The sequence below is a fragment of the Pseudomonas sp. NPDC088322 genome, assembly GCF_044740745.1.
GTDB classification, from domain to species: Bacteria; Pseudomonadota; Gammaproteobacteria; order Pseudomonadales; family Pseudomonadaceae; genus Aquipseudomonas; species Aquipseudomonas shirazensis.
Map to the genome: position 1 here is coordinate 149,061 of NZ_JBIURK010000006.1, position 21,518 is coordinate 170,578.

At 61.9% G+C, this 21,518-nt stretch carries 22 protein-coding genes; 12 read left to right on the forward strand and 10 right to left on the reverse strand.

All coding sequences use genetic code 11. The annotated features are described in order from the left end of the window. Window positions 1-155 precede the first annotated feature (155 nt). The 4 genes from ACIOAU_RS17175 to rpoE form a co-directional block, all read right to left on the reverse strand. Window positions 156-1,556 carry a DegQ family serine endoprotease gene (locus tag ACIOAU_RS17175; protein ID WP_371918946.1) on the reverse strand — a complete coding sequence of 467 codons (1,401 nt, stop codon included), beginning with the start codon at window positions 1,554-1,556 and terminating at the stop codon, window positions 156-158. Window positions 1,557-1,758: 202 nt separating this feature from the next. Next, a complete protein-coding gene (locus ACIOAU_RS17180) occupies window positions 1,759-2,724 on the reverse strand; it encodes a MucB/RseB C-terminal domain-containing protein (RefSeq protein WP_312386913.1) in 966 nt (321 codons plus the stop codon). Between the two features lie 12 nt (window positions 2,725-2,736). Continuing rightward, entirely contained in the window at window positions 2,737-3,327 is a 591-nt protein-coding gene (locus ACIOAU_RS17185) for an RseA family anti-sigma factor (protein ID WP_101321888.1), read from the reverse strand. A 31-nt stretch (window positions 3,328-3,358) separates the two neighbouring features. Further along, window positions 3,359-3,940 (reverse strand): RNA polymerase sigma factor RpoE, encoded by a 582-nt coding sequence (gene rpoE / locus ACIOAU_RS17190; RefSeq protein ID WP_011535354.1) that lies wholly within the window; start codon window positions 3,938-3,940, stop codon window positions 3,359-3,361. 438 nt (window positions 3,941-4,378) lie between these two features. On the opposite strand from rpoE, the gene nadB reads away from it, so the two are divergent. Further along, window positions 4,379-5,983, forward strand: coding sequence for an L-aspartate oxidase (gene nadB / locus ACIOAU_RS17195; RefSeq protein ID WP_220632468.1), 1,605 nt, complete (start codon window positions 4,379-4,381; stop codon window positions 5,981-5,983). 6 nt (window positions 5,984-5,989) lie between these two features. On the opposite strand, the gene ACIOAU_RS17200 is transcribed toward nadB, so the two are convergent. Next, the gene (locus ACIOAU_RS17200; RefSeq protein ID WP_401183534.1) at window positions 5,990-6,439 is read right to left on the reverse strand and encodes a protein YgfX; all 450 of its coding nucleotides are present in this window, start codon (window positions 6,437-6,439) and stop codon (window positions 5,990-5,992) included. Further along, entirely contained in the window at window positions 6,423-6,677 is a 255-nt protein-coding gene (locus tag ACIOAU_RS17205) for a succinate dehydrogenase assembly factor 2 (protein WP_101321895.1), read from the reverse strand. Before ACIOAU_RS17205 ends, ACIOAU_RS17200 begins: the two co-directional genes overlap by 17 nt. A gap of 133 nt (window positions 6,678-6,810) precedes the next feature. Between ACIOAU_RS17205 and ACIOAU_RS17210 the strand changes: the two genes are divergently transcribed. Continuing rightward, a complete protein-coding gene (locus ACIOAU_RS17210) occupies window positions 6,811-7,752 on the forward strand; it encodes a YgfZ/GcvT domain-containing protein (RefSeq protein WP_401183537.1) in 942 nt (313 codons plus the stop codon). A 51-nt stretch (window positions 7,753-7,803) separates the two neighbouring features. After that, entirely contained in the window at window positions 7,804-8,610 is an 807-nt protein-coding gene (locus ACIOAU_RS17215; RefSeq protein ID WP_220632471.1) for an HDOD domain-containing protein, read from the forward strand. Window positions 8,611-8,631: 21 nt separating this feature from the next. Here ACIOAU_RS17215 and ACIOAU_RS17220 read toward each other — a convergent pair whose 3' ends face one another. Both ACIOAU_RS17220 and ACIOAU_RS17225 read right to left on the reverse strand, forming a co-directional pair. Then, on the reverse strand, window positions 8,632-10,035 hold the full coding sequence (locus tag ACIOAU_RS17220; RefSeq protein WP_188036584.1) for a sensor histidine kinase: 1,404 nt from the start codon (window positions 10,033-10,035) through the stop codon (window positions 8,632-8,634). Continuing rightward, window positions 10,028-10,699, reverse strand: coding sequence for a response regulator (locus ACIOAU_RS17225; RefSeq protein ID WP_101321899.1), 672 nt, complete (start codon window positions 10,697-10,699; stop codon window positions 10,028-10,030). Before ACIOAU_RS17225 ends, ACIOAU_RS17220 begins: the two co-directional genes overlap by 8 nt. A gap of 210 nt (window positions 10,700-10,909) precedes the next feature. Here ACIOAU_RS17225 and ACIOAU_RS17230 point away from each other — a divergent pair, with 210 nt between their 5' ends. From ACIOAU_RS17230 to ACIOAU_RS17250, 5 genes are all read left to right on the forward strand, one after another. Further along, the gene (locus ACIOAU_RS17230; protein WP_101321900.1) at window positions 10,910-12,199 is read left to right on the forward strand and encodes an OprD family porin; all 1,290 of its coding nucleotides are present in this window, start codon (window positions 10,910-10,912) and stop codon (window positions 12,197-12,199) included. 31 nt (window positions 12,200-12,230) lie between these two features. Continuing rightward, entirely contained in the window at window positions 12,231-13,211 is a 981-nt protein-coding gene (locus ACIOAU_RS17235) for a tripartite tricarboxylate transporter substrate binding protein (RefSeq protein ID WP_150570590.1), read from the forward strand. Between the two features lie 130 nt (window positions 13,212-13,341). Then, complete coding sequence (locus ACIOAU_RS17240; protein WP_101321902.1) at window positions 13,342-13,800, forward strand: tripartite tricarboxylate transporter TctB family protein; 459 nt, start codon at window positions 13,342-13,344, stop codon at window positions 13,798-13,800. A gap of 3 nt (window positions 13,801-13,803) precedes the next feature. Beyond that, window positions 13,804-15,318 carry a tripartite tricarboxylate transporter permease gene (locus ACIOAU_RS17245; RefSeq protein WP_101321903.1) on the forward strand — a complete coding sequence of 505 codons (1,515 nt, stop codon included), beginning with the start codon at window positions 13,804-13,806 and terminating at the stop codon, window positions 15,316-15,318. After that, window positions 15,311-16,348, forward strand: a complete 1,038-nt coding sequence (locus tag ACIOAU_RS17250; protein WP_101321904.1) for an AbrB family transcriptional regulator — start codon at window positions 15,311-15,313, stop codon at window positions 16,346-16,348. The genes ACIOAU_RS17245 and ACIOAU_RS17250 overlap by 8 nt, the downstream gene beginning before the upstream one ends. A 42-nt stretch (window positions 16,349-16,390) precedes the next feature. Here ACIOAU_RS17250 and ung read toward each other — a convergent pair whose 3' ends face one another. Further along, the gene (gene ung, locus ACIOAU_RS17255; RefSeq protein ID WP_101321905.1) at window positions 16,391-17,080 is read right to left on the reverse strand and encodes a uracil-DNA glycosylase; all 690 of its coding nucleotides are present in this window, start codon (window positions 17,078-17,080) and stop codon (window positions 16,391-16,393) included. 130 nt (window positions 17,081-17,210) lie between these two features. On the opposite strand from ung, the gene ACIOAU_RS17260 reads away from it, so the two are divergent. Continuing rightward, window positions 17,211-18,317 carry an enoyl-CoA hydratase/isomerase family protein gene (locus ACIOAU_RS17260; protein ID WP_150572208.1) on the forward strand — a complete coding sequence of 369 codons (1,107 nt, stop codon included), beginning with the start codon at window positions 17,211-17,213 and terminating at the stop codon, window positions 18,315-18,317. A gap of 9 nt (window positions 18,318-18,326) precedes the next feature. On the opposite strand, the gene ACIOAU_RS17265 is transcribed toward ACIOAU_RS17260, so the two are convergent. After that, entirely contained in the window at window positions 18,327-18,770 is a 444-nt protein-coding gene (locus ACIOAU_RS17265; RefSeq protein ID WP_181107702.1) for a hypothetical protein, read from the reverse strand. A 212-nt stretch (window positions 18,771-18,982) separates the two neighbouring features. Between ACIOAU_RS17265 and ACIOAU_RS17270 the strand changes: the two genes are divergently transcribed. From ACIOAU_RS17270 to ACIOAU_RS17280, 3 genes are read left to right on the forward strand one after another with little or no spacing between them, the layout of a single operon-like run. After that, complete coding sequence (locus tag ACIOAU_RS17270) at window positions 18,983-20,473, forward strand: diguanylate cyclase (protein WP_401183544.1); 1,491 nt, start codon at window positions 18,983-18,985, stop codon at window positions 20,471-20,473. Further along, window positions 20,466-20,687 carry a cysteine-rich CWC family protein gene (locus ACIOAU_RS17275; RefSeq protein WP_101321909.1) on the forward strand — a complete coding sequence of 74 codons (222 nt, stop codon included), beginning with the start codon at window positions 20,466-20,468 and terminating at the stop codon, window positions 20,685-20,687. Before ACIOAU_RS17270 ends, ACIOAU_RS17275 begins: the two co-directional genes overlap by 8 nt. 32 nt (window positions 20,688-20,719) lie before the next feature. Continuing rightward, window positions 20,720-21,409: a pseudouridine synthase gene (locus ACIOAU_RS17280; RefSeq protein ID WP_150572206.1), complete on the forward strand. Its 690-nt coding sequence runs from the start codon at window positions 20,720-20,722 to the stop codon at window positions 21,407-21,409. Window positions 21,410-21,518 lie beyond the last annotated feature (109 nt).

Sequence of the window (21,518 nt, forward strand, 5' to 3'; positions counted from 1 at the left end):
CCGAAAAATAGCCGGGAATTGTACCTTAAGCCGCAGCCTTGTGGGAGATTCCTGATCGGCTGCAATCCCGCGTGGCTTGGCAGGCCGCCATGAAATTTTCATCCGTTTACAAAAAAGGGCAGCCGAAGCTGCCCTGTATTGCGCTGCCGCTATGCTTATTCAGCCAGCTTGAAGGTGATGAAGCTGGCGCGCCCTTGGCGCAGCACTCGCATCGACACCGAGCGATTCTTCGGCAGGTCCTTGGCGATCTCGGTGAACTCTTTGGCCGAGCCAATGGCCTGGTTGTTGAGGTGGCTGATGACGTCACCCGGACGCAGACCGATCAACGCCGCCGGACCATCCAGCACTTCCTTGATGACCACGCCCCCCTTGAGTTCGAGGGCTTTTTTCTGCTCGGCGGTCAGGTCCGAAACCGCTACACCGAGGCGGTTGCTGCTGCGCTCGGCACTGCCCTGGCCAGGTGTGGTGATATCGGCATCTTCATCAGGCAAAGCGCCGACAGTGACGTCGAGGTTCTGCCGCTTGCCGTTGCGGATGATCTCAAGCTTGGCCTTGGCGCCATCCTTGAGGCTGCCGACCAGGTGCGGCAGGTCGGCCGACATGACGATCGGCTGGCCATTCATGCTGAGAATGACATCACCGACCTGCAAACCGCCCTTGGCCGCTGGACCGTCTTCCAGCACCTGAGCTACCAGGGCGCCGGCAGGCTTGTCCAGACCGAACGACTCGGCCAGGTCCTTGTTGACCTCCTGGATTACCACACCCAACCAACCGCGGTTGACCTTGCCGTCTTTCTTGAGCTGATTGGAGACGTCCAGCGCCACGTCGATCGGGATCGCGAACGACAGGCCCATGAAGCCACCGGAGCGGGTGAAGATCTGCGAGTTGATGCCGACCACTTCGCCTTTCATGTTGAACAGCGGGCCGCCGGAGTTACCCGGGTTGATTGCCACGTCGGTCTGGATGAACGGAACGTAGGTGTCGTTGGGCAGGGTCCGGCCCTTGGCGCTGACGATGCCTTTGGTTACCGAGTGGTCAAAGCCGAACGGCGAGCCGATAGCCAGTACCCATTCGCCGACTTTGAGTTTCTCCGAATCGCCCAGCTTGACGATCGGCAGATCCTTGCCTTCAACCTTGAGCAAAGCGACGTCGGTGCGCGGGTCGGTGCCGACCAGCTTGGCCTGCAGCTCGCTGCGGTCGGACAGGCGCACGATGATCTCGTCAGCGTCGGCGACCACATGGTTGTTGGTCAGCACATAACCATCGCTGGAAATGATGAAGCCCGAACCCAGCGATTGCGCTTCCCGCTGGCGGTCGCCGCGCGGCGAACGCGGCTGTTGTGGCATGTTGCGCTCGAAGAATTCACGGAACATCGGCGGCAGGCCTTCAAGATCAGGCATCTGCCCGGCAGCAATGCGCCGATCAGGCAGCTTCTGCTTGGTACTGATGTTCACCACCGCCGGCGAAGCCTGCTCGACCAGCGTAGTGAAGTCCGGCAGTGCTTCTTCAGCCTGGGCCGTCAGCACCTGGCCGAGCATCAGCACGGCGGCGAACATGGAGAGATAGGGTTTCAAGCGTGGTATTGACATACGGCTCCCGTCACAACGAGCGTAAATTGCATTAAGACCCCTGCAGATGCAGGAAAGGCCAGACCCCGAGGACTCTGACCTATAGAAAATTTACGAAGGGATTGCAAATGACATTGCGTTAATTTCATTTCAGCCGATTACGTGAAGGGCTGCAAACGCAGGCGCGCCGCTACTGGCTGGCCTGGGCATCCTGAGCACGCATGGACAATGCAACGCGCTCGGCAGTACCCAACGGGATCTCGCCAACCACCGTGACGATGACCTTGCCCTTGGGAGTATTGAGGTAGCGCGAGACAGCCACGGTCGGACCAAGCTGCACGCGGGTATCGTTACCTGAATCATCCTTGACCGGCTCCAGAAATACCGAAAAACGAGTCAGCCCATCGTCATACATCAGACTGCTGACCGTGGTCTTGCGCGAAACATCACTGCGTACCGAGCTGTTGACCAACTCGAAACCGGGCGGCAACCAATCGGAGCGCCAACCACCTACTGCCGGCAACGGCGAAGCTGCAACTGCATGCTCTACAGGCTTGCACGCATCACTTGGGCGCATCGCTTGCTCGGTTGGCGATGTGGTATCCAGGCGGGTCATCTGGAAACGCTCGAGCAATTGACCCTTGTCGTTGAGCATCAACGAGCGCAGGGGCAATGCGGTCTGGCGGTCTAGATGCAATTCGAAGGCGTAGCGATGCTGGTCACGGGGGGTCAGGGTGATAATCACCGCATCGCGCCCGGCAACCCGCGACTTGCCGGCAACGCTCAAGTCGTACCAGCTCATCAGTTTGAGGGGGTCCAGCACCCGCGGGGCAGAGCTGGGCGGCGTCGAAACGCCACTCACCAGATCGCCACTGACGCACTGCACCTGACCGTCCACGCGGACGATCTCCTGAGCCGTACCATCGAGCTGCAACAGCCGCTCGCTGACCGATCCATTGGCAACGCGGTGCCAGATGTCGTGGGAAGAGAAGCTGCCGTTGCGTTCGTAAACGAACGAACCCTGGTAGCTCTGGGATTGCTCGGCTCGTGCCAGCTTGTTCAGCCACTCATTCGCCTGAGGCGAAGAGTTGGCTGCCAACGCTGGCACCATCATGCAACTGCCTACCAGCAGTGACAGAAGAGGTAGCGCGCGCATGATGCTCCTTAACTAGCGGTTTTCCAGGCTAGCGGCGCGGGCGTATGGCAGTGCGGTTTCAGTGCCCTTGAGCGCTGATTCCTGAGCGTGCTGCTTCAAGTAGCCCGGCAGACGCTTGTCCCAGCCTTCCTGGCTCTGCAAGACACCATTGGCCATCGGCCCGGTGGTCTGCTCGCTGCTCTCGCTGTAGCCAGCCAGAACTGCCGGACCTTGCGTTTGCGGCATGGTCAGACCTTGCTGAGCAGGCTGTTGCGCAGCCAGTTCGCTACCGGTGATTTCGTCCTGGTTATACAGACGCACGCCGGCCAGTACTGCAACGGTTACCGAGGCAGCTACGGCCAGACGGCCGATGCTACGCCAAGGGCCTTGCTTGACCTTGGCTGGCACAGCCTCATCGGCCAGGGCAGCAGAGACCGCCGCAGCGATGTCCAGCTTGGGCAGCAGCAGTTCCTTGTGCATGGCTGCACGGGCAACCTGGTAACGCGACCAGGTAGCACGGGTGTCGGCGTCATCAGTGGCGCTCAAAACACGACGCAGCTCCAATTCATCCGCTTCGTTGTCCATTACGGCGGACAGCGATTCCTGCAAAGCTTCACGACTCATGGCGGTTCCTCTCTTGGCTGTAGCCGCTGTCTCAGGATTCCTGCAGCAACGGCTGCAAGGCTTTATCAATGGCCTCCCGAGCGCGGAAAATCCTTGAGCGCACGGTCCCCACCGGACATTGCATGACGCTCGCAATGTCTTCATAACTCAGACCATCAAATTCGCGCAAAGTTAGTGCCGTGCGCAGATCTTCTGGCAGTTGCTGGATGGTCCGATGGACGGTACCTTCGATCTCATCCCGCAACAACGAGCGTTCTGGGGACTCGAGATCCTTGAGACCATGATCGCCGTCATAGAACTCCGCATCCTCGGAGCTCACATCACTGTCGGGTGGCCTTCTACCGCGGGACACCAGATAGTTTTTCGCCGTGTTGATGGCGATGCGGTACAGCCAGGTATAAAACGCGCTGTCACCGCGGAAATTGCCTAGCGCTCGGTAGGCCTTGATGAAGGCTTCCTGCGCCACATCCTGGGCTTCATGGGTGTCGTGTACAAAGCGCACGATCAACCCGAGAATCTTGTGCTGATACTTCAGCACCAACAGATCGAACGCTCGCCTGTCGCCGCGCTGCACGCGCTCGACAAGCTGCTGATCCTCTTCCTGGGTTAGCATGAATACTCCTCAGTGAACTTGAAGGAGCATTGCAACAGCCACCGTTCAGGCTTGCAAACATAGACTCGGGCTTTGCGCAAAAGTTCTCCCCTCCAAGCAAGTTTCCTGCGGCCTCTGGTCGGCTCGCACGAAAAAGACGCAGTACGGTCACGGCCGGCCGCGTCATTGATCTGGTCTTGATTTACGCAGGTATCAGCCCATTTCGAGCTACTGCCCTGCGTCGCCTTGGCATTCGTGGCGTATGGGCAGCCTTCATAGGATTTCCAGCCAGACTGGAAAGTTCCCGGAAGATCGCCGTTGCGTGACAAGCGCCATTGGAAATCAGGCACCCGGGGCTGCTATAAAGGCATCCCGGCAACGTTTTCACGATAGTTTCACAATGCCATCTGCGCATCGCTATTGTGCCGTTCCCCTCCCCTAGATTACTAGTGCCCCGACATGAGCAAACAATTCCAATACGATGTCCTGGTGATCGGCAGTGGGGCCGCAGGCCTCAGCCTGGCACTCAACCTTCCGGATCACCTGCGCATCGCTGTGCTGAGCAAGGGTGACCTGGCCAATGGCTCGACCTTTTGGGCCCAGGGCGGCGTTGCCGCCGTGCTTGACGACACCGACACTGTGCAGTCGCATGTCGAGGACACCCTCAATGCCGGCGGCGGACTGTGCTCGGAAGAAGCGGTGCGGTTTACCGTTGAGCATAGTCGCGAAGCGATTGAGTGGCTGATCGAACAAGGCGTGCCATTTACTCGCGACGAACACCCACCGGGTGATGACCGCAGCTTCGAATTTCACCTGACCCGCGAAGGCGGCCACAGCCACCGGCGCATCATCCATGCGGCCGACGCTACCGGTGCGGCGATCTTTACCACCCTGCTGCAGCGCGCCCGGCAACGGTCCAACATCACCCTGCTGGAGCAGCGCGTCGCCGTCGACCTGATCACCGAGCGCCGCCTTGGCCTGGACGGCGAGCGCTGCCTCGGCGCCTACGTACTGAACCGCAACAGCGGCGAGGTGGATACCTTCGGCGCACGCTTCACCGTGCTGGCAACCGGCGGTGCAGCCAAGGTCTACCTCTATACCAGCAACCCCGACGGCGCCTGCGGCGACGGCATTGCCATGGCCTGGCGCGCGGGCTGCCGGGTCGCCAACCTTGAATTCAACCAGTTTCACCCGACCTGCCTGTACCACCCGCAGGCCAAGAGCTTCCTGGTCACCGAGGCCCTGCGCGGCGAGGGCGCCCTGCTCCGCCTGCCCAATGGCGAGCGCTTCATGCCGCGCTTCGACCCGCGCGAAGAACTGGCACCACGGGATATCGTTGCACGCGCCATCGACCACGAAATGAAGCGCCTGGGGGTGGACTGCGTCTACCTGGACATCACCCACAAGCCAGCCGAGTTCATCAAAAGCCACTTCCCGACCGTGTACGAGCGCTGTCTGACCTTCGGCATCGACATCACGCGCCAGCCGATTCCGGTGGTCCCGGCTGCGCACTACACCTGCGGCGGGGTGATGGTCGACGATCGCGGTCACACCGACGTGCCCGGCTTGTATGCCATTGGCGAGACCAGCTTCACCGGCTTGCACGGCGCCAACCGGATGGCCAGCAACTCGCTGCTGGAGTGCTTTGTTTATGGCCGCTCGGCGGCTGCCGACATCGAAGCGAGCCTGGACCGGGTCGAAATGCCGCAGGCTCTGCCTTGCTGGGATGCCAGCCAGGTTACCGATTCGGACGAAGACGTGATCATTGCGCACAACTGGGACGAACTGCGGCGCTTCATGTGGGACTACGTCGGGATCGTGCGCACCAGCAAGCGCCTGCAACGGGCTGAACACCGTGTACGCCTGCTGCTGGATGAGATCGACGAGTTCTACAGCAACTACAAGGTCAGCCGCGATTTGATTGAGCTGCGCAATCTGGCCCAGGTAGCCGAATTGATGATTCGCTCGGCGATGCAGCGCAAGGAAAGCCGCGGCCTGCACTACACCCTGGACTATCCGGCGATGCTGCCCGAAGCGCGCGATACCATTCTCAGCCCGCTCTGAGCGGGCTCAAGAAGGCTGCGCCCAGCGCCTGCGACTGAACTTCAAGCGCAGGCGCAGGCGCCGGTGTTGCTCCAGCGCCAGCGCGTCAGGACAAACGCACTGACTTTCGCTGAGGCGCCGCCCCGCTCGCACGAAACGCAATACCACCAGCCCCGGCAGAGCCATGCTGTCCGGCAGCAGGCGCACCGCCTGCCAGCCCTGGCTGCGGCTGTACAGCTGCCAGCCTTGGCTGTCGCGGCGCAGGCCGGTGATGGCGTCAGGATGAGTAAGCAGGATGCGCCGGGGAATGACCCAGCAGGCCTGGCTAAGGCAGCCCGCGGCGAGTGGCAGCAGCCACCAGCGCGGCTCGCTCAGCCAAAGCGCCAGCAATGCCAGCGCCAGACTCGCCAGATAGGCCGTCAGCAGTCGGCGTGAGCCCTGCCAACGGCACTGGAACTGCTCACTTGGGCTGGACACGGTCCAGAATGATCCGAACCATGCGCTGCAGCTCAGGGTCTTCAGACTCGCTGCGCTCCATGAACCAGCCGAACATGTCCTGGTCTTCACAAGCCAGCAAGCGCACGTAAAGCTCGCGGTCCGCTTCGTTCAGGGTGGCGTAGACTTCCTGGGTGAAGGGCACCAGCAGCACGTCGAGCTCCAGCATGCCGCGGCGGCTGTGCCAGAAAAGCCGGTTGATTTCAGTTTGTTCGACCATGGGACCCTCCTCGAATGGGCGGCGAGTATACCGCGCCGGGCACACGGCGGCACAAGGCGTTGGTCTAGTCACCTACCTATTTTGTTACCAGCGTTCTATGATGGCTACCAGTCTCAAGCAACCGCGATGACCCATGGCCGACTCTGCTTTCTATTGCTCCCTTGCCCACGAGGGCATCCTCGCCGTTCGCGGCTCCGACGCTGGCAAGTTTCTGCAAGGCCAGCTGACCTGTAATCTCAACTACCTAAGCCAGGAGCAATCGAGCCTGGGCGCGCGCTGCATGGTCAAAGGCCGTATGCAGTCGAGCTTCCGTATCGTGCCCGAGGGCAACGGCTTGCTGCTGGCGATGGCCCGCGGCCTGATCGATGCACAGCTGGCCGACCTGAAAAAATACGCGGTATTTTCCAAGGCCACGCTGACCGACGAAAGCGCCAGCTGGGTCCGCTTTGGGCTGGAGCACGCTGAGCAGGCCTTGCTCGCACTTGGCCTGGATGTGCCCGCTGAAGATGGCGCAACGGTCCGTGAAAATGGCCTGATCGCTATCCGCGTTTCCCCCGGCCGCGTCGAACTGTGGGTTCCGGCTGAACAGGCCCACAACGTGCAGCAGGAACTCGCTGGTACGCTCAGCGAAGGCAGCCTCAACGACTGGCTACTGGGGCAGATCCGCGCTGGCATTGGCCAGGTTTTCGAGCAGACCCGTGAACTGTTCATTCCGCAGATGATCAATCTGCAGGCGGTGGGCGGCGTGAGTTTCAAGAAAGGCTGTTATACCGGCCAGGAAATCGTCGCGCGCATGCAGTACCTGGGCAAGCTCAAACGCCGTCAGTACCGGCTGGCTCTGGCCGTTGCCGATGCACCTGCGCCCGGCAGCCAGATCTTTTCGCCCACCCACGGTTCTGCGGTTGGCGAAGTCGTGCTGGCAGCTGCCTGTGAACAAGGCTGCGAACTGCTCGCAGTGATCAGCGCCGACGCGGTAGAAGATGACAACCTGCACCTGCTCAGCCTCGAAGGCCCACGCCTGACCTTGCTGAGCCTGCCTTACGAACTGGACCGCGACCGGGAAATCCAGCGCTGACCAGCCTGCCCCGCACCGTGCGGGGCTGCCACACTGCGGTAGAGAATCTCCATGAACAGACTGGCCGAGATGGTCCAGGCGCAATTACTCACTGCCATCGCCAATGACGACCTGGTCCTGCCGACCCTGCCGGAAGTGGCACTGAGCATCCGCGAGGCTGCTGAAAACAGCGAGATCAGCGTTTCGGCCCTGAGCAGGGTGATCGGCCGCGATGCCGCGCTATCTGCGCGCTTGATCAAAGTGGTCAACAGCCCCCTGTTGCGCGCCGCCGTCGAAGTCACCGATCTGCACACGGCGATTACCCGGCTGGGCATCAACTACAGCTGCAACCTGTCGATCGGGCTGGTAATCGAGCAGATCTTCCATGCCCGCTCGCCTGCGGTGGAGCAAAAGTTGCGCGATATCTGGGCCACCAGCCTGGAAGTTGCCGGCATCAGCTATGAGCTGTGTCGCCGCTACACTGACCTCAAGCCCGATCAGGCGACCCTCGGTGGCCTTGTCCATCAGATCGGCGCGCTGCCGGTGCTGATCTATGCCGAAGAGCACAACGAGTTGCTGTCCGACCCGGTCTGCCTGAACTATGTGATCGAGCAGATCCAGCCGGTCCTGGGTGACAAGATCCTCAGTGACTGGGAGTTCCCCGAGCAACTGGTCAAGCTGCCTGGGCTAATCCAGGATCTGGATCGGCGCACCGACAAGGTCGATTACATCGACGTGGTGCAAATCGCCCGCTGCCTGAGCCAGCGCGGTCGCAGCCGGCCCCTGGCGGCACTGCCCGCCTATCGGCACCTCGGCCTGCCGCAGGGCACGGAACTGGAAGTAGCAGAGCTGCTCGAAGCGCGAAGCATGTTGCGCTGAGGGCTAGTGGCCGGGAAAGGGCTAAAGGTTCACGCGATCCAAGCCCTGGTCAGCAATAAAGCTGACCCTGACCTTCAAACCTCCATTTTCGCCGTCATGCAAACTGATCTGGGCCAGATGCGCCCGACAGATTTCCCCGACAATCGCCAACCCCAGCCCACTGCCTTGAGCACTACGCCGGTAAAAGCGCTCGAACACCCGCTCACGCTCAGCTTCAGGAATGCCCGGGCCATCATCTTCGACCTCGAGCACCGCCGGCGCCAACACACGCAAGATCACATTGCCGCCAACCGGCGTGTGCGCCAGCGCGTTATCGATCAGGTTGCTGAGCAGCTCGTTGAGCAAAGTCGGCTCGCCCTTGAGCCAGACCGGCGACTCAGCTTCCAGCGCCAACAACACACCACGGGCATGCGCCAACGGCGCCATGGCCATCCCCAACTCCCGGCTCAGCTGGCTCAGATCAAGCCGCTGCGCCCCGCCCTCGGCAATCGCCCGCGCGCCGTTTTCAACGCGCGCCAACGACAGCAACTGGTTGGCCAAATGGGTCAGCCGGTCAGTACCTTGGGCAGCCGACTCAAGGGTCTGCCGCCACTCCTGCGGGTCCTGCGAACGCAGGCCCAACTCGACCCGCGCCTTGAGCGCTGCCAGCGGCGTACGCAGTTCATGCGCGGCATCGGCAATAAACTGCGCCTGGCGCTCGAACTGTGCGCGCAGCCGCTCGGTAAAGTGATTGAGCGCACGCACCAATGGCCCCAGCTCATGCTGCACCTGTACTGTTGGCAAGGCGCGCAGGTCGTCCGGCTGGCGCTCCTCTACCGCACTGCGCAAGCGCTCGAGCGGGCGCAGCGCTGCACTGACCGCGAACCAGACCATGACCAGCGCCGCCAGCGCCAGCATCCCCAGCCGCAACAGGGTATCGGCCATCAGCCCACGGGCCATGCTCACCCGCGCCTCTTCGGTTTCGGCCACGCGAATCTCGGCCATGCCGTTCATGTTCGGCTCGCTGACCGCCTTGAGCAGGCTGACCACACGTACATCCTGGCCAAGGTAGGAGGCATTGTAGAAACGCGCCAAGGCCGGATAGTCGTCAGTGCGAGGCGTGCCGGGCGGTGGTGGTGGGAGCTTTTCGTACCCCGAGATCAAGCGCTGGTTGATGTCCAACACCTGGTAGTAAATGCGTCCGGCACTGTCGTAGGCGAAGGTGTCCAGCGCCACATAGGGCACATCGGCACTCAGTGTGCCATCGCGCTGGGACAAGCCCGCAGCAATGGTCCGCGCCGACGCCAGCAGCGTACGGTCATAGGCAGTGTCCGCGGCCTCGCGGCCGTTCCAGTAGGCGCTCAGGCCGCTGGCCAGCATCAGTACCACCAGCAGCAGCGCAAGATTGCCCAGCAGCCGCCCGCGCAGGCTGGCGCCATCACGCATCACGGTGCTCCAGCAGGTAGCCAAGACCGCGGAACGTGACGATGGCAACCGCATGGCCGTCGAGTTTCTTGCGCAGCCGGTGCACGTAGATTTCGATGGCATCAGGGCTGGCTTCTTCGTCGAGGCCAAACACCTGCGCCGCCAGTTGCTCCTTGCTCATCACTCGTCCGGGCCGGGCAATCATTGCCTGCAGCACACTTTGCTCGCGCGAGGTCAGGGTCAGGTGCTCGTCACCCAGGCTGAAACGGCGGGTGTCGAGGTCGTAGACCAGCGGACCACAGCGCTGCTGGCGTTCGCCACCAAGCACACTGCGCCGCAGCAGGGCCTTGACCCGCGCCTCCAGCTCAGTCAACTCGAACGGCTTGGCCAGGTAATCGTCGGCGCCCAGGTTGAGCCCGTGCACACGATCCTTGACGTCACTGCGGGCAGTCAGCATCAGCACCGGCAAGGTCTTGCCGCGGCCGCGCAGCCGCGCCAGCACTTCAAAACCGTCCATCCGCGGCAGGCCGACATCGAGCACCGCCACCGCGTATTCCTCGCTGGTCAGCGCCAGGTCAGCGGCGATGCCGTCGTGTAGCACGTCCACAGTCAGGCCCTGACTCTTGAGCGCCTGAGCCACGCTTTCGGCCAGTTGCAGGTGGTCTTCAACCAGCAGCACTCGCATCGGTTTCTCCCTTCGGTGAAGTGGGGGCGCGTTAGTTGGCGCGGAGTGTACCGCCGTCGGCACCCCTGTGAAGCCCCAATATGACAAACCTTTCATGTTGAAAGGTTAGCGAAAGGTTGGCCGCCTAGCATCGGATCAAGAATGCCCCGAGCGTTCATAAGCACCAGCAAGGTGCAGACCAATAAAAACAATAAACGGAGTCACTCGACGATGCTGTCATCACAGCCGCAGGCGTTCGCGCCTACCCGTTCCATTCGTCCACGCCCCACTGCCATTGCCAGCGCCCTTGCGCTCGCCGGTATCGCACCTGTCAGCCAGGCGGCCTTCTTCGAAGACAGCAGCGCCACCTTCGAAACCCGCAACATGTACTTCAACCGTGATTTCCGTGATGGCACCAGCAGCCAGCAGTCCAAACGTGACGAGTGGGCGCAGGGCTTCATGCTCAATTTCGAATCCGGGTACACCGAAGGCACTGTCGGCTTTGGCCTGGACGCACTGGGCATGGTCGGGATCAAGCTCGACTCCAGCGAAGACCGCACCGGCACCGGGCTGTTGCCGACCCATGATGACGGCAAGGCTGCCGACGAGTACTCCAAGCTCGGTCTGACCGGCAAGGTGAAGATTTCCAAGACCGAGCTCAAAGTGGGTTCGCTGATCCCTGAACTGCCGACCCTGCAGCCCAACGATGGGCGGATTCTGCCGCAGACCTTCGAGGGTGGCTTGCTGACCTCCAACGAAATCAGCAACCTGACCGTTACCGCCGGACGTCTGGAAAAAGCCAAGGACCGCAACGACACCAACTGGGAAGACATAGCCCTCAACAACAAGAACGGCCGTTTCGGCGGAACCTTCGCCGCCGACAACTATGACCTGGCCGGCCTTGACTACAAATTCACCGACCGCATCACCGGCAGCTATCACGTTGCCCAACTTGACGACATCTACCGTCAGCACTTCGTTGGCATGGTCGCGACCCAGCCGTGGGGCCCGGGCACCTTTGGCGCCGACCTGCGCCTGGCGATAAGTGACGATCAGGGCCAGGCCCGCGCCGGCAAGATCGACAACACCACCGCCAACGGCATGCTCAGCTACGCCCTCGATGGCCACAAGCTCAGCGGCGCCTATCAGCACGTCTCGGGCGACAGCGCCTTCCCCTACGTCGATGGCGCCGACCCGTATCTGGTCAACTTCGTCCAGATCAACGACTTTGCCGGTGCCGACGAGCACTCCTGGCAGCTGCGTTACGACTACAACTTCGCCTCTCTGGGCATTCCCGGCCTGACCTTCATGACCCGCTACCTCAGTGGCGACAACGTCAGCCGCGCCGATGGCAGCGAGGGCAAGGAGTGGGAACGCAACACCGAGTTCAAATACGTAGTACAAACCGGACCGTTGAAAAACGTCGCGGTGCGTCTGCGTAACGCCACCTTCCGCTCGAATTTTGCCCGCGACGCCGACGAAGTGCGGCTGCTGGTGAGCTACAGCGTGGCCCTGTGGTAACCCATAACAACAATATTTACGGAGATAGACGATGACCTTTTCCCTGCGCCGCCTCGTCCTCGCTACCGGTTGCCTGCTGTTGGCCGGTCAAGCCCTGGCTGCTGAACCGAAACGCCCTGAATGTATCGCTCCAGCATCGCCCGGCGGCGGCTTCGACCTGACCTGCAAGCTGGTGCAAAGCGCCCTGGTCAACGAGAAGATTCTCAGTAAACCGATGCGCGTCACCTACATGCCTGGCGGCGTTGGTGCGGTTGCCTACAACGCCGTGGTTGCCCAGCGCCCGGGCGATGCCGGCACCCTGGTGGCCTGGTCCAGTGGCTCGCTGCTGAACCTGGCCCAAGGCAAGTTCGGCCGTTTCGATGAAAACGCAGTGAAGTGGCTGGCGGCCGTGGGCACCAGCTATGGCGCGATCGCGGTGAACAAGGACTCGCCTTACAAAAACCTGGCTGACCTGGTTGCTGCGCTGAAAAAAGACCCGAGCAAAGTGGTGATCGGCTCCGGCGGCACCGTCGGCAGCCAGGACTGGATGCAGACCGCGCTGATCGCCAAGGCCGCCGGGATCAACCCGCGTGACCTGCGCTACGTCGCCCTGGAAGGCGGCGGCGAAATCGCCACTGCACTGCTCGGCGGGCACATTCAGGTCGGCTCCACCGATATCTCCGACTCCATGCCGCACATCCAGAGCGGCAACATGCGCATCCTTGCCGTATTCGCCGAGAACCGTCTCGATGAGCCGGAAATGAAGGACATCCCAACTGCCAAGGAACAGGGCTACGACATCGTCTGGCCAGTGGTACGTGGCTTCTACCTCGGGCCAAAAGTCAGCGACGAAGACTACGCCTGGTGGAAAGCCGCGTTCGACAAGCTGCTGACCTCCGAGGAGTTCGCCAAGCTGCGTGACCAGCGCGAGCTGTTCCCGTTCGCCCTGACCGGGCCGGAGCTGGACGCCTACGTCAAGAAACAGGTTGCCGACTACAAGACCCTGGCCCGGGAATTCGGCCTGATTCAGTAACAACGTACAGCTGCAGCACCTGTTGAAGCAGGTCAGCCCGCGCAAGCGTCGGTGTCATCACCAATGCCTGCGCGGGTAGAACCGCTCGCGCAATAAACTGCAGCAAGGCAGCCCTCTCGAGGATTTCCCCATGATCCTGCAACGCATTTTTGCCCTGATCCTGCTGGCGGTGTGCGCCGTCCTGGCAGTGATGGCCTGGCCTTACCAGGCCGCGTTTTCCTACGAACCGGTGGGCCCGCGCGCCTTCCCGTTGTTGATGCTTGGCCTGATGGGCCTGGCCTTGCTGTACCTGGCGATTCGGCCGACGCCGATCGTGCATAAAGAGGACGAGCCGCCGCTGGATCGCCCGACCCTGATCAAGATTGCGATCTGTACCGGTCTGTTGATCCTGTTCGCCGCCACCTTCGAAAGCCTGGGCTTCATCGTCAGTGCGGTATTGATCGGCGTGCCGATGGCGCGCCTGTATGGCGGCCGCTGGCTGCACAGCGCAGTGGTGGTGGTGGCGATGAGCGTGCTGCTGTACTGGCTGTTCGATCGCGTGATGGACGTACCCCTGCCCCTTGGCCTGCTTGACGTGCTGGAGAACTGACAGATGGATACTTTAGGCTATCTCAGCCAGGGCTTCGGCGTCGCCTTGAGCCCGTACAACCTGGTTACCGCCCTGTGCGGCACCCTGATCGGCACCGTGGTCGGCCTGCTGCCGGGCCTGGGCCCGATCAACGGCGTGGCGTTGCTGATCCCGATCGCCTTTGCCCTCGGCCTGCCGCCTGAATCTGCCTTGATTCTGCTGGCCGCGGTGTACCTGGGCTGTGAATACGGCGGCCGGATCAGCTCGATCCTGCTCAACATCCCGGGCGAAGCCTCGACCGTGATGACCACCCTCGACGGTTACCCAATGGCTCGCCAGGGTCTGGCTGGGGTCGCGCTGTCGCTGTCGGCGTGGAGCTCGTTCATCGGTGCCTTCATCGCCACCTGCGGCATGGTCCTGTTCGCGCCGTTGCTGGCGAAGTGGGCGATTGCCTTCGGACCCGCTGAATACTTCGTGCTGATGGTGTTCGCCATTGTCTGCCTGGGCGGTATGGCCGGCGACAAGCCACTGAAGACATTTATCGCGGCGTTGATCGGTCTGTTCCTGTCGGCAGTCGGTATCGATGCCAACAGCGGCGTTTACCGCTTCACCGGCGACAGCGTGCACATGGCCGACGGCATTCAGTTCGTGGTGCTGGTGCTGGGCCTGTTCTCGATCAGCGAGATCCTCCTGCTGCTGGAGAAAACCCATCATGGCCACCAGGCGGTAAAAGCCACCGGGCGCATGCTGTTCAACTTCAAGGAAGCGGCTTCGGTATTCGCGGTGAACATCCGTTGCGGCCTGCTCGGCTTCATCATGGGCGTACTGCCCGGCGCCGGCGCCACCCTGGCCAGCGCGGTTGCCTACATGACCGAGAAGAAGATCGCTGGCACCAGCGGTAAGTTCGGCAAAGGCGATGCACGTGGCCTGGCAGCACCGGAAACCGCCATCGGCGCTTCCTGCTGTGGCGCACTGGTGCCAATGCTGACCCTCGGCGTACCCGGTTCTGGCACCACTGCGGTAATGATCGGTGCACTGACCCTGTACAACATCACCCCAGGGCCGATGCTGTTCGAACAGCAACCCGACATCGTGTGGGGTCTGATCGCCTCGTTGTTCATCGCCAACATCATGCTGGTGATCCTCAACATCCCGATGATCCGCATCTTCACCCGCATCCTCGCCGTGCCGAACTGGGCGCTGGTGCCGGTAATCGCCATCATCACCGCGATCGGCGTGTACGCTGTGCATGCGACCACCTTTGACCTGTTCCTGATGGTCGGTATCGGCATCATGGGTTACATCCTGCGCAAGCTGGACTTCCCGCTGTCGCCGATCCTGCTCGGGTTCATCCTCGGCGGGCTGATGGAGCAGAACCTGCGCCGCGCCTTGTCCATCTCCAACGGTGAACTGGGCATTCTCTACTCGAGCCCGATCAGCATGAGCGTATGGGGCCTGACCATCTGCATGATGTGCCTGCCGCTGCTGCGCAGCTGGCGCCGCCGCAGCCTGCAACGTCGGGCTGTTGCGGATGCCTGATCGATCGTTGCCGCTGTTCTGGGCAACCGGGCTGGTCGGCCTTGCTGGCGGATTTCTCGCCAGCAAGGTCGGCTGGCCTTTGCCGTGGATGGTCGGCTCGTTGCTGGCGATCATCCTGGTGCGTTGCCTGACCCCCTGGCAGTTGCCGGAAATCCCCAACGGACGTAAATGCGGCCAGTGGATCATCGGCGTCGGTATCGGCCTGCACTTCACCCCGGCGATCCTCGAACAAGTGTCCGGGCATTTCGGCTTGATTCTGTTTGGTGCGCTGTTCACCACCGCTTCCAGTGTCATCAGTGTATGGCTGCTACGGCGCAGCGGTGAGGATCGCGCCACCGCCTTTTTCGCCAGTATGCCGGGCGGTTCCGGCGAAATGGTCAACCTCGGCGCACGCAATGGCGCGGTGCTCAGCCAGGTCGCCGCGGCGCAGAGTCTGCGTGTGCTGGCGGTGGTGCTGTGCGTGCCGGCACTGTTCAAGTTGCTGCTCGGTGATGGCGTGCCGGTCAGCCATGCCAGCAGTGTCAGCTGGGGCTGGCTGGCGTTGATCACGCCGCTGGCGGTGTTGGTAGGTTATGGCTGGCAGCGCTTGCGCCAACCCAACCCATGGTTGTTCGGGCCATTGCTGGTGGCGGCAACGGTAAGCCTGGCGGCTGATTTGCAGATCACCCTGCCGGAGGGCGCCAGCCAGATGGGCCAGTGGTTGATCGGCAGTGGCCTCGCCTGTCACTTCAACCGGGCATTCTTCCGCCGCGCGCCGTCGTTTCTCGGCCGCACCTTGCTGGCTACCGCCTTGAGCATGGTGATTGCAGCGCTTGCGGCGTGGGGTTTGAGCAACCTGAGCCAGCTGGACTTGCGTTCACTGACGTTGGGCATGATGCCTGGGGGGATCGCCGAGATGAGCCTTACGGCGGAGACCCTGCAGTTGTCGGTACCGTTGGTGACAGCGATGCAGGTAATGCGTTTGTTGTTTGTGCTGTTTCTGGCAGAGCCATTGTTTCGGCTGTGGAATGCGCGGGATCAAAACCAGTAAGGGGGCGCAGCACACGCCCCCAACCACGGCCCCTCAACAGAGTCACTGAGGCAGCGCCCACTCCACAGGTTTCATGCCGTGCTGCTGCAGAAAGCGGTTGGCATGGCTGAAATGCCCGCAGCCGATAAAGCCCCGGTAGGCCGACAACGGCGACGGATGCACCGACTTGAGCACCAGGTGCTTGGTGCCGTCGATCAACTTCTGCTTGCTCTGGGCATGTGCGCCCCACAGCAGAAAGACCACATTCGATTGCCGCTCGCTGACCAGCTGGATGATCCGGTCAGTGAACGACTCCCAGCCTTTCTTGGCATGCGATGCGGCATTGCCCCGCTGCACGGTCATGGTCGTGTTGAGCAGCAGCACGCCTTGCTCTGCCCAGCTCTGCAGATAGCCATGGGCAGGAATCGGCAGGTTCAGGTCACGCTGCAATTCTTTGTAGATATTCACCAGCGATGGCGGTGTCGGAACGCCCGGCTGTACCGAGAAGCACAGGCCATGCGCCTGACCTGGGCCGTGGTAGGGGTCCTGGCCGAGGATGACCACTTTGACCTGGTCCAGCGGCGTGCTATTGAGGGCGTTGAAGATCAGCGGGCCAGGTGGATAAATCTCTTTGCCGGCGGCGTACTCCTGGCGCAGGAACTCGCGCAGCTGCTGCATGTAGGGCTGTTCGAACTCGGCGCGCAGCGCCTCCTTCCAACTGGGCTCAAGCTTGATGCGGTCGTCGTCGGTCATCGGTGTGGTCCTGAAACTGAGGGGCGCGACACTAGGAAAGCTGCCCGAGCTTGTCAATCGATCCGACCGACGACCGGCAGCCTGCGGCAGAGCCGACCATACTGAGCCGATGACCTGTGCGAGGTAGTTCATGGCCGTAACCAGCGAAGTACTTACCGGAGTGGACGGTGCGCGAATCGGCATCGCCACGCTGGATGCAGCGAAATCCCTCAACGCGTTGAGCCTGGCGATGATCGAGCAGCTCGAGGCGCTGCTCCAGGCGTGGGCGAGGGATCCTGGTGTCGTCTGCGTGCTCTTGCGGGGCAGCGGTGCCAAGGCGTTTTGCGCGGGTGGCGATGTTCGCGCGCTGGTCGACCAATGCCGCGCACAACCGGGCCAGGTGCCAGCAATGGCCAAACAGTTCTTCGCTGCCGAGTACCGCCTGGACTATGCCCTGCACTGTTATCCCAAGCCTTTGCTGTGTTGGGGTCATGGCCATGTGCTGGGCGGCGGCATGGGCCTGTTACAGGGCGCTGGGGTACGCATCGTGACCCCGAGCAGTCGGCTGGCCATGCCGGAGATCAGCATAGGCTTGTACCCGGACGTAGGCGCCAGTTGGTTCCTCAGCCGTCTGCCAGGCAAGCTGGGGTTGTTTCTCGGCCTGACAGGGTCGCCGATCAACGCCCGTGATGCGCTGGACCTGGGTCTGGCGGATCGTTTTCTTGGCGAGCAGCAGCAGACGGCATTGATTGATGAACTGCTGCAGTTGAACTGGCAGGAACAGACCGTCTTGCAGTTGAACAGCCTGCTCAAGTGCCAGCAGCACCGCGCCCTTGCTGACCTGCCACAGGCCCAATGGCTGCCGCGGCGAGCGTTGATCGACGAGGTGCTGGATGTGGCCGACCCTATTGCTGCCTGGCGTGCGATCGCCAGCCTGCGCCAGCACGGCGACCCGTTGTTGGCGGCTGCAGGGCAGCGCCTGCACGACGGTTGCCCGCTCAGCGCACATCTAGTGTGGGAGCAATTGCAGCGAGCCCGGCACATGTCGCTGTTGCAGGCGCTGCAGATGGAATATGCGATGAGCCTGAATTGCTGCCGGCATCCTGAATTCAGCGAGGGCGTGCGTGCGCGGTTGATTGAAAAAGACAACACGCCGCGCTGGCACTGGCCTGATGTGGCTCAGGTGCCAGCGGCGGTGGTTGAGGCGCACTTTGCCAAAGCCTGGGAGGGCCGCCATCCGCTGGCCGATCAAGTTTAGGGCAGGACCTCAGCGATGCCGATTGCGATCATCGCGCCCGCCATCCGGGCGGCGATCACGGTCACCATGGCCCCTTGAATGCCAACGCCCTTCCTGCGATCGGCGGTTATCGTTGCGGTAATCATGCCGCTCTCGATCACGACGGTATTCGTAGCGCTGCCGATTACCGTAATCGTTGCGTGGATTGCCATACCACTGCTGGTTCATCCCTGGATGCGGCTGCGGCCGATAGTGCGGCGCCGGTGCCGGGCGGTAGTAGCGCGGTGCAGGCTGATAGTAGTAACGGGGCTGCGGCACCACGTAATAGTCACGCTCATAGCGCTGATAGCCGGGATACCCGTAACGCTCGCCACTGTAGTACTGCGAGCGAGAATACCCGCCACCGGCGTAATAAGGGGTACAGGCACTGGTCAACATTGCGAGCAGGACGATGATTGGGATTCGATAGGACATGGCGGCCTCCTGGACCGCTGGGGTGCCCGGCACAGCGGCGCTGGCGGGCGTCGATCGGCAAACGAATATCGACATGGGTTAAGACACTCGCCAGCCGATCCAGTGCCATATGTGTAAAGATTTGCAACAACTCAGGTAACCCTGAAAAACATGCAGTTATTTTCCCGCCAGCTCTCTAGAATGTCGCCACTGGCACACATCACGGGAAGATCATGCCGTCACGTTCCGCCCTGTTCTCGCAGCGTTCGCTGATCCTCGCGCTGCTGATCCTGCTGGCCTGCGGTTTTCTTGCCACGTCTCTGCTCGGCTACTTTTCTTCGCGTGGCGCAATCCGTGATGGCATCGTCAATACCGAACTGCCGCTGACCTCAGATTCCGTCTATTCGGAAATCCAGAAGGATCTGATCCGCCCGGTGCTGATCTCATCGATGATCGCGCAGGACACCTTTCTGCGCGACTGGGTGCTGGCCGGCGAGCAGGAGCCAGAGCGGATCACTCGCTATCTGGATGAAATCCTCAGCCAGCAGAACACCTGCACCGCGTTTTTCGTCTCCGAGCGCAGCCGTACCTATTACCAGGCCAAGGGCGTACTCAAGCAAGTCAAGCCGGATGCCTGGCGCGATGCCTGGTATTACCGCGTGCGCGAATCGCAGGCGCCGTACGAGATCAACGTCGATCTGGATATGGCCAACCATGACAAGCTCACGGTGTTCATCAATTACCGCGTGCTCGATTATGACCAGCGCTTCATCGGCGCAGCCGGGGTCGGCCTGAGTGTCGAGTCGGTAGTCAAATTGATCGACGCTTATCAGCAACGCTATCAGCGCGCCGTGCTGTTCACCGATGCCAACGGCAAAGTCATCCTGACCGGCTCGGACGGCAGCATGCATGGCCTGCGCGCAGGCCAGCAACTGGCCGACAGCAAAGCGTTCGAGACGCTGCTGGCGCGCATGCCGGTACCCTCGCCTGGCAGCCACGAATATCAGGACGAGGCAGGCCACAGCCACTTTCTCAACGTGCGGCCCATCCCCGAACTGGACTGGTACCTGTTGGTCGACAAACGTGAGAGCGGCGCGCTGGACCGGGTGCGCCAGTCGCTGTACCTGAACCTGGCGATCTGCGCCATGATCACCCTGGTGGTGTTGTCGCTGCTGCATGCGATGGTCAAGCGCCATCAGCAAAGCATCGAGTCGCTGGCCACGCTGGACAGCCTGACCGGCCTGCCCAACCGCCGCAGCTTTGACCTTTTGGCCGGGCAGGCACTGCAGCAAGCCAAACGCGAAAATGCGCCACTGGTTGCCCTGCTGATCGACCTTGATCACTTCAAGCTGCTCAATGACACCCATGGTCACCTGGCCGGCGATGAAGTGCTGCGCCAGTTTGCCAACGTACTGCAAGGCAGCCTGCGCCAGTCGGATATCCTTTGCCGCTGGGGCGGTGAAGAGTTTATCGTGCTGCTGCGCGAGACCGAGGGCCGCCAGGCCATCGATGTCGCCGAGAAGGTGCGCCGCCGCACCGAGCAATTGATCTTCAGCTACAACGACCAACCGCTGCGCCTGACCACCAGCATCGGGCTCAGTGCACTGCAACCCGACGACAGTTTGCACAGCTTGCTGACCCGTGCCGACCATGCCCTTTATCGAGCCAAGCAGGGCGGACGCAATCGAGTCTGCAGTGAGATGCCCGGAGCAGTCCATGCCTGACCCACAATCCTGCCCCGCCTGCGGCGCAAGCAACGGCTGCAGCCTGGCTGATCCACGCAGCGCCACGCAGAACTGCTGGTGCTTCAGCGTCAGCATCGACCCGGCGGTACTCGCCGCCCTGCCCGCCGAACTGCGCAACAAAGCCTGCCTGTGCCCCCGCTGCGCAGCCGTGGACGACCAGCTCAAAGCGGCGCAACAGCCGCCAATTGGGTAAACTGCGCGGCCAATTCCTGTGCTGTTGCCGCCATGCGCCTTGATCGCTTCCTCGCCAATCTGCCCTGCTACAACCGCCAGCAGGTGCGCCTGCTGCTGGCCCAGCAGCGTGTGCGCGTGGATGGCCAGGTCAGCAAGGACCCACTGCACGAGGTTCGCGAGTTCAGCCGGGTCGAGGTCGATCAGCAGGTGCATCAGGTCGGTCGCTCGGCGCGCTACCTGATGCTGCACAAGCCGGCCGGCTGTGTCAGCGCCACTCATGACCCGCAGCACCGGACCGTGCTCGACCTGCTCCCGGCCGAGCTGCGCGCTGACCTGCATATTGCCGGGCGGCTGGACTTCAACACCACCGGGCTGCTCCTGCTGACCAATGACGGCCAGTGGTCACGGCGCTTGACGCAACCAAGCACAAAACTGGCAAAGGTCTATCGCGTCGAAACCGAAGACGAGATCGGCGCGCACTACCCGGCCAAGTTCAGCGAGGGCTTCTACTTCGCCTTCGAAGACCTCACCACCCTGCCCGCCCAGCTGGATGTGCTCGGCCCTCGACTGGCCAGGCTGGCGATTGTCGAAGGTCGCTATCACCAGGTGAAGCGCATGTTTGGCTATTTCCAGAACAAGGTCGTTGGCCTGCATCGCGAGTCGATGGGCGGCATCCATCTCGACCCCACGCTGGCCCCTGGCGAATTCCGGCCACTGACAGCCGACGAAATCGCTCTGTAAACAGCAAGCAGCTCCAGCGCAGACCGCCGAGCGATTTTATTCACCAATTGCTCAATGGCACTTGCGGGAATGACGTCGGGCTGCTTGAATCGAAATCGTCAGTCCGCAT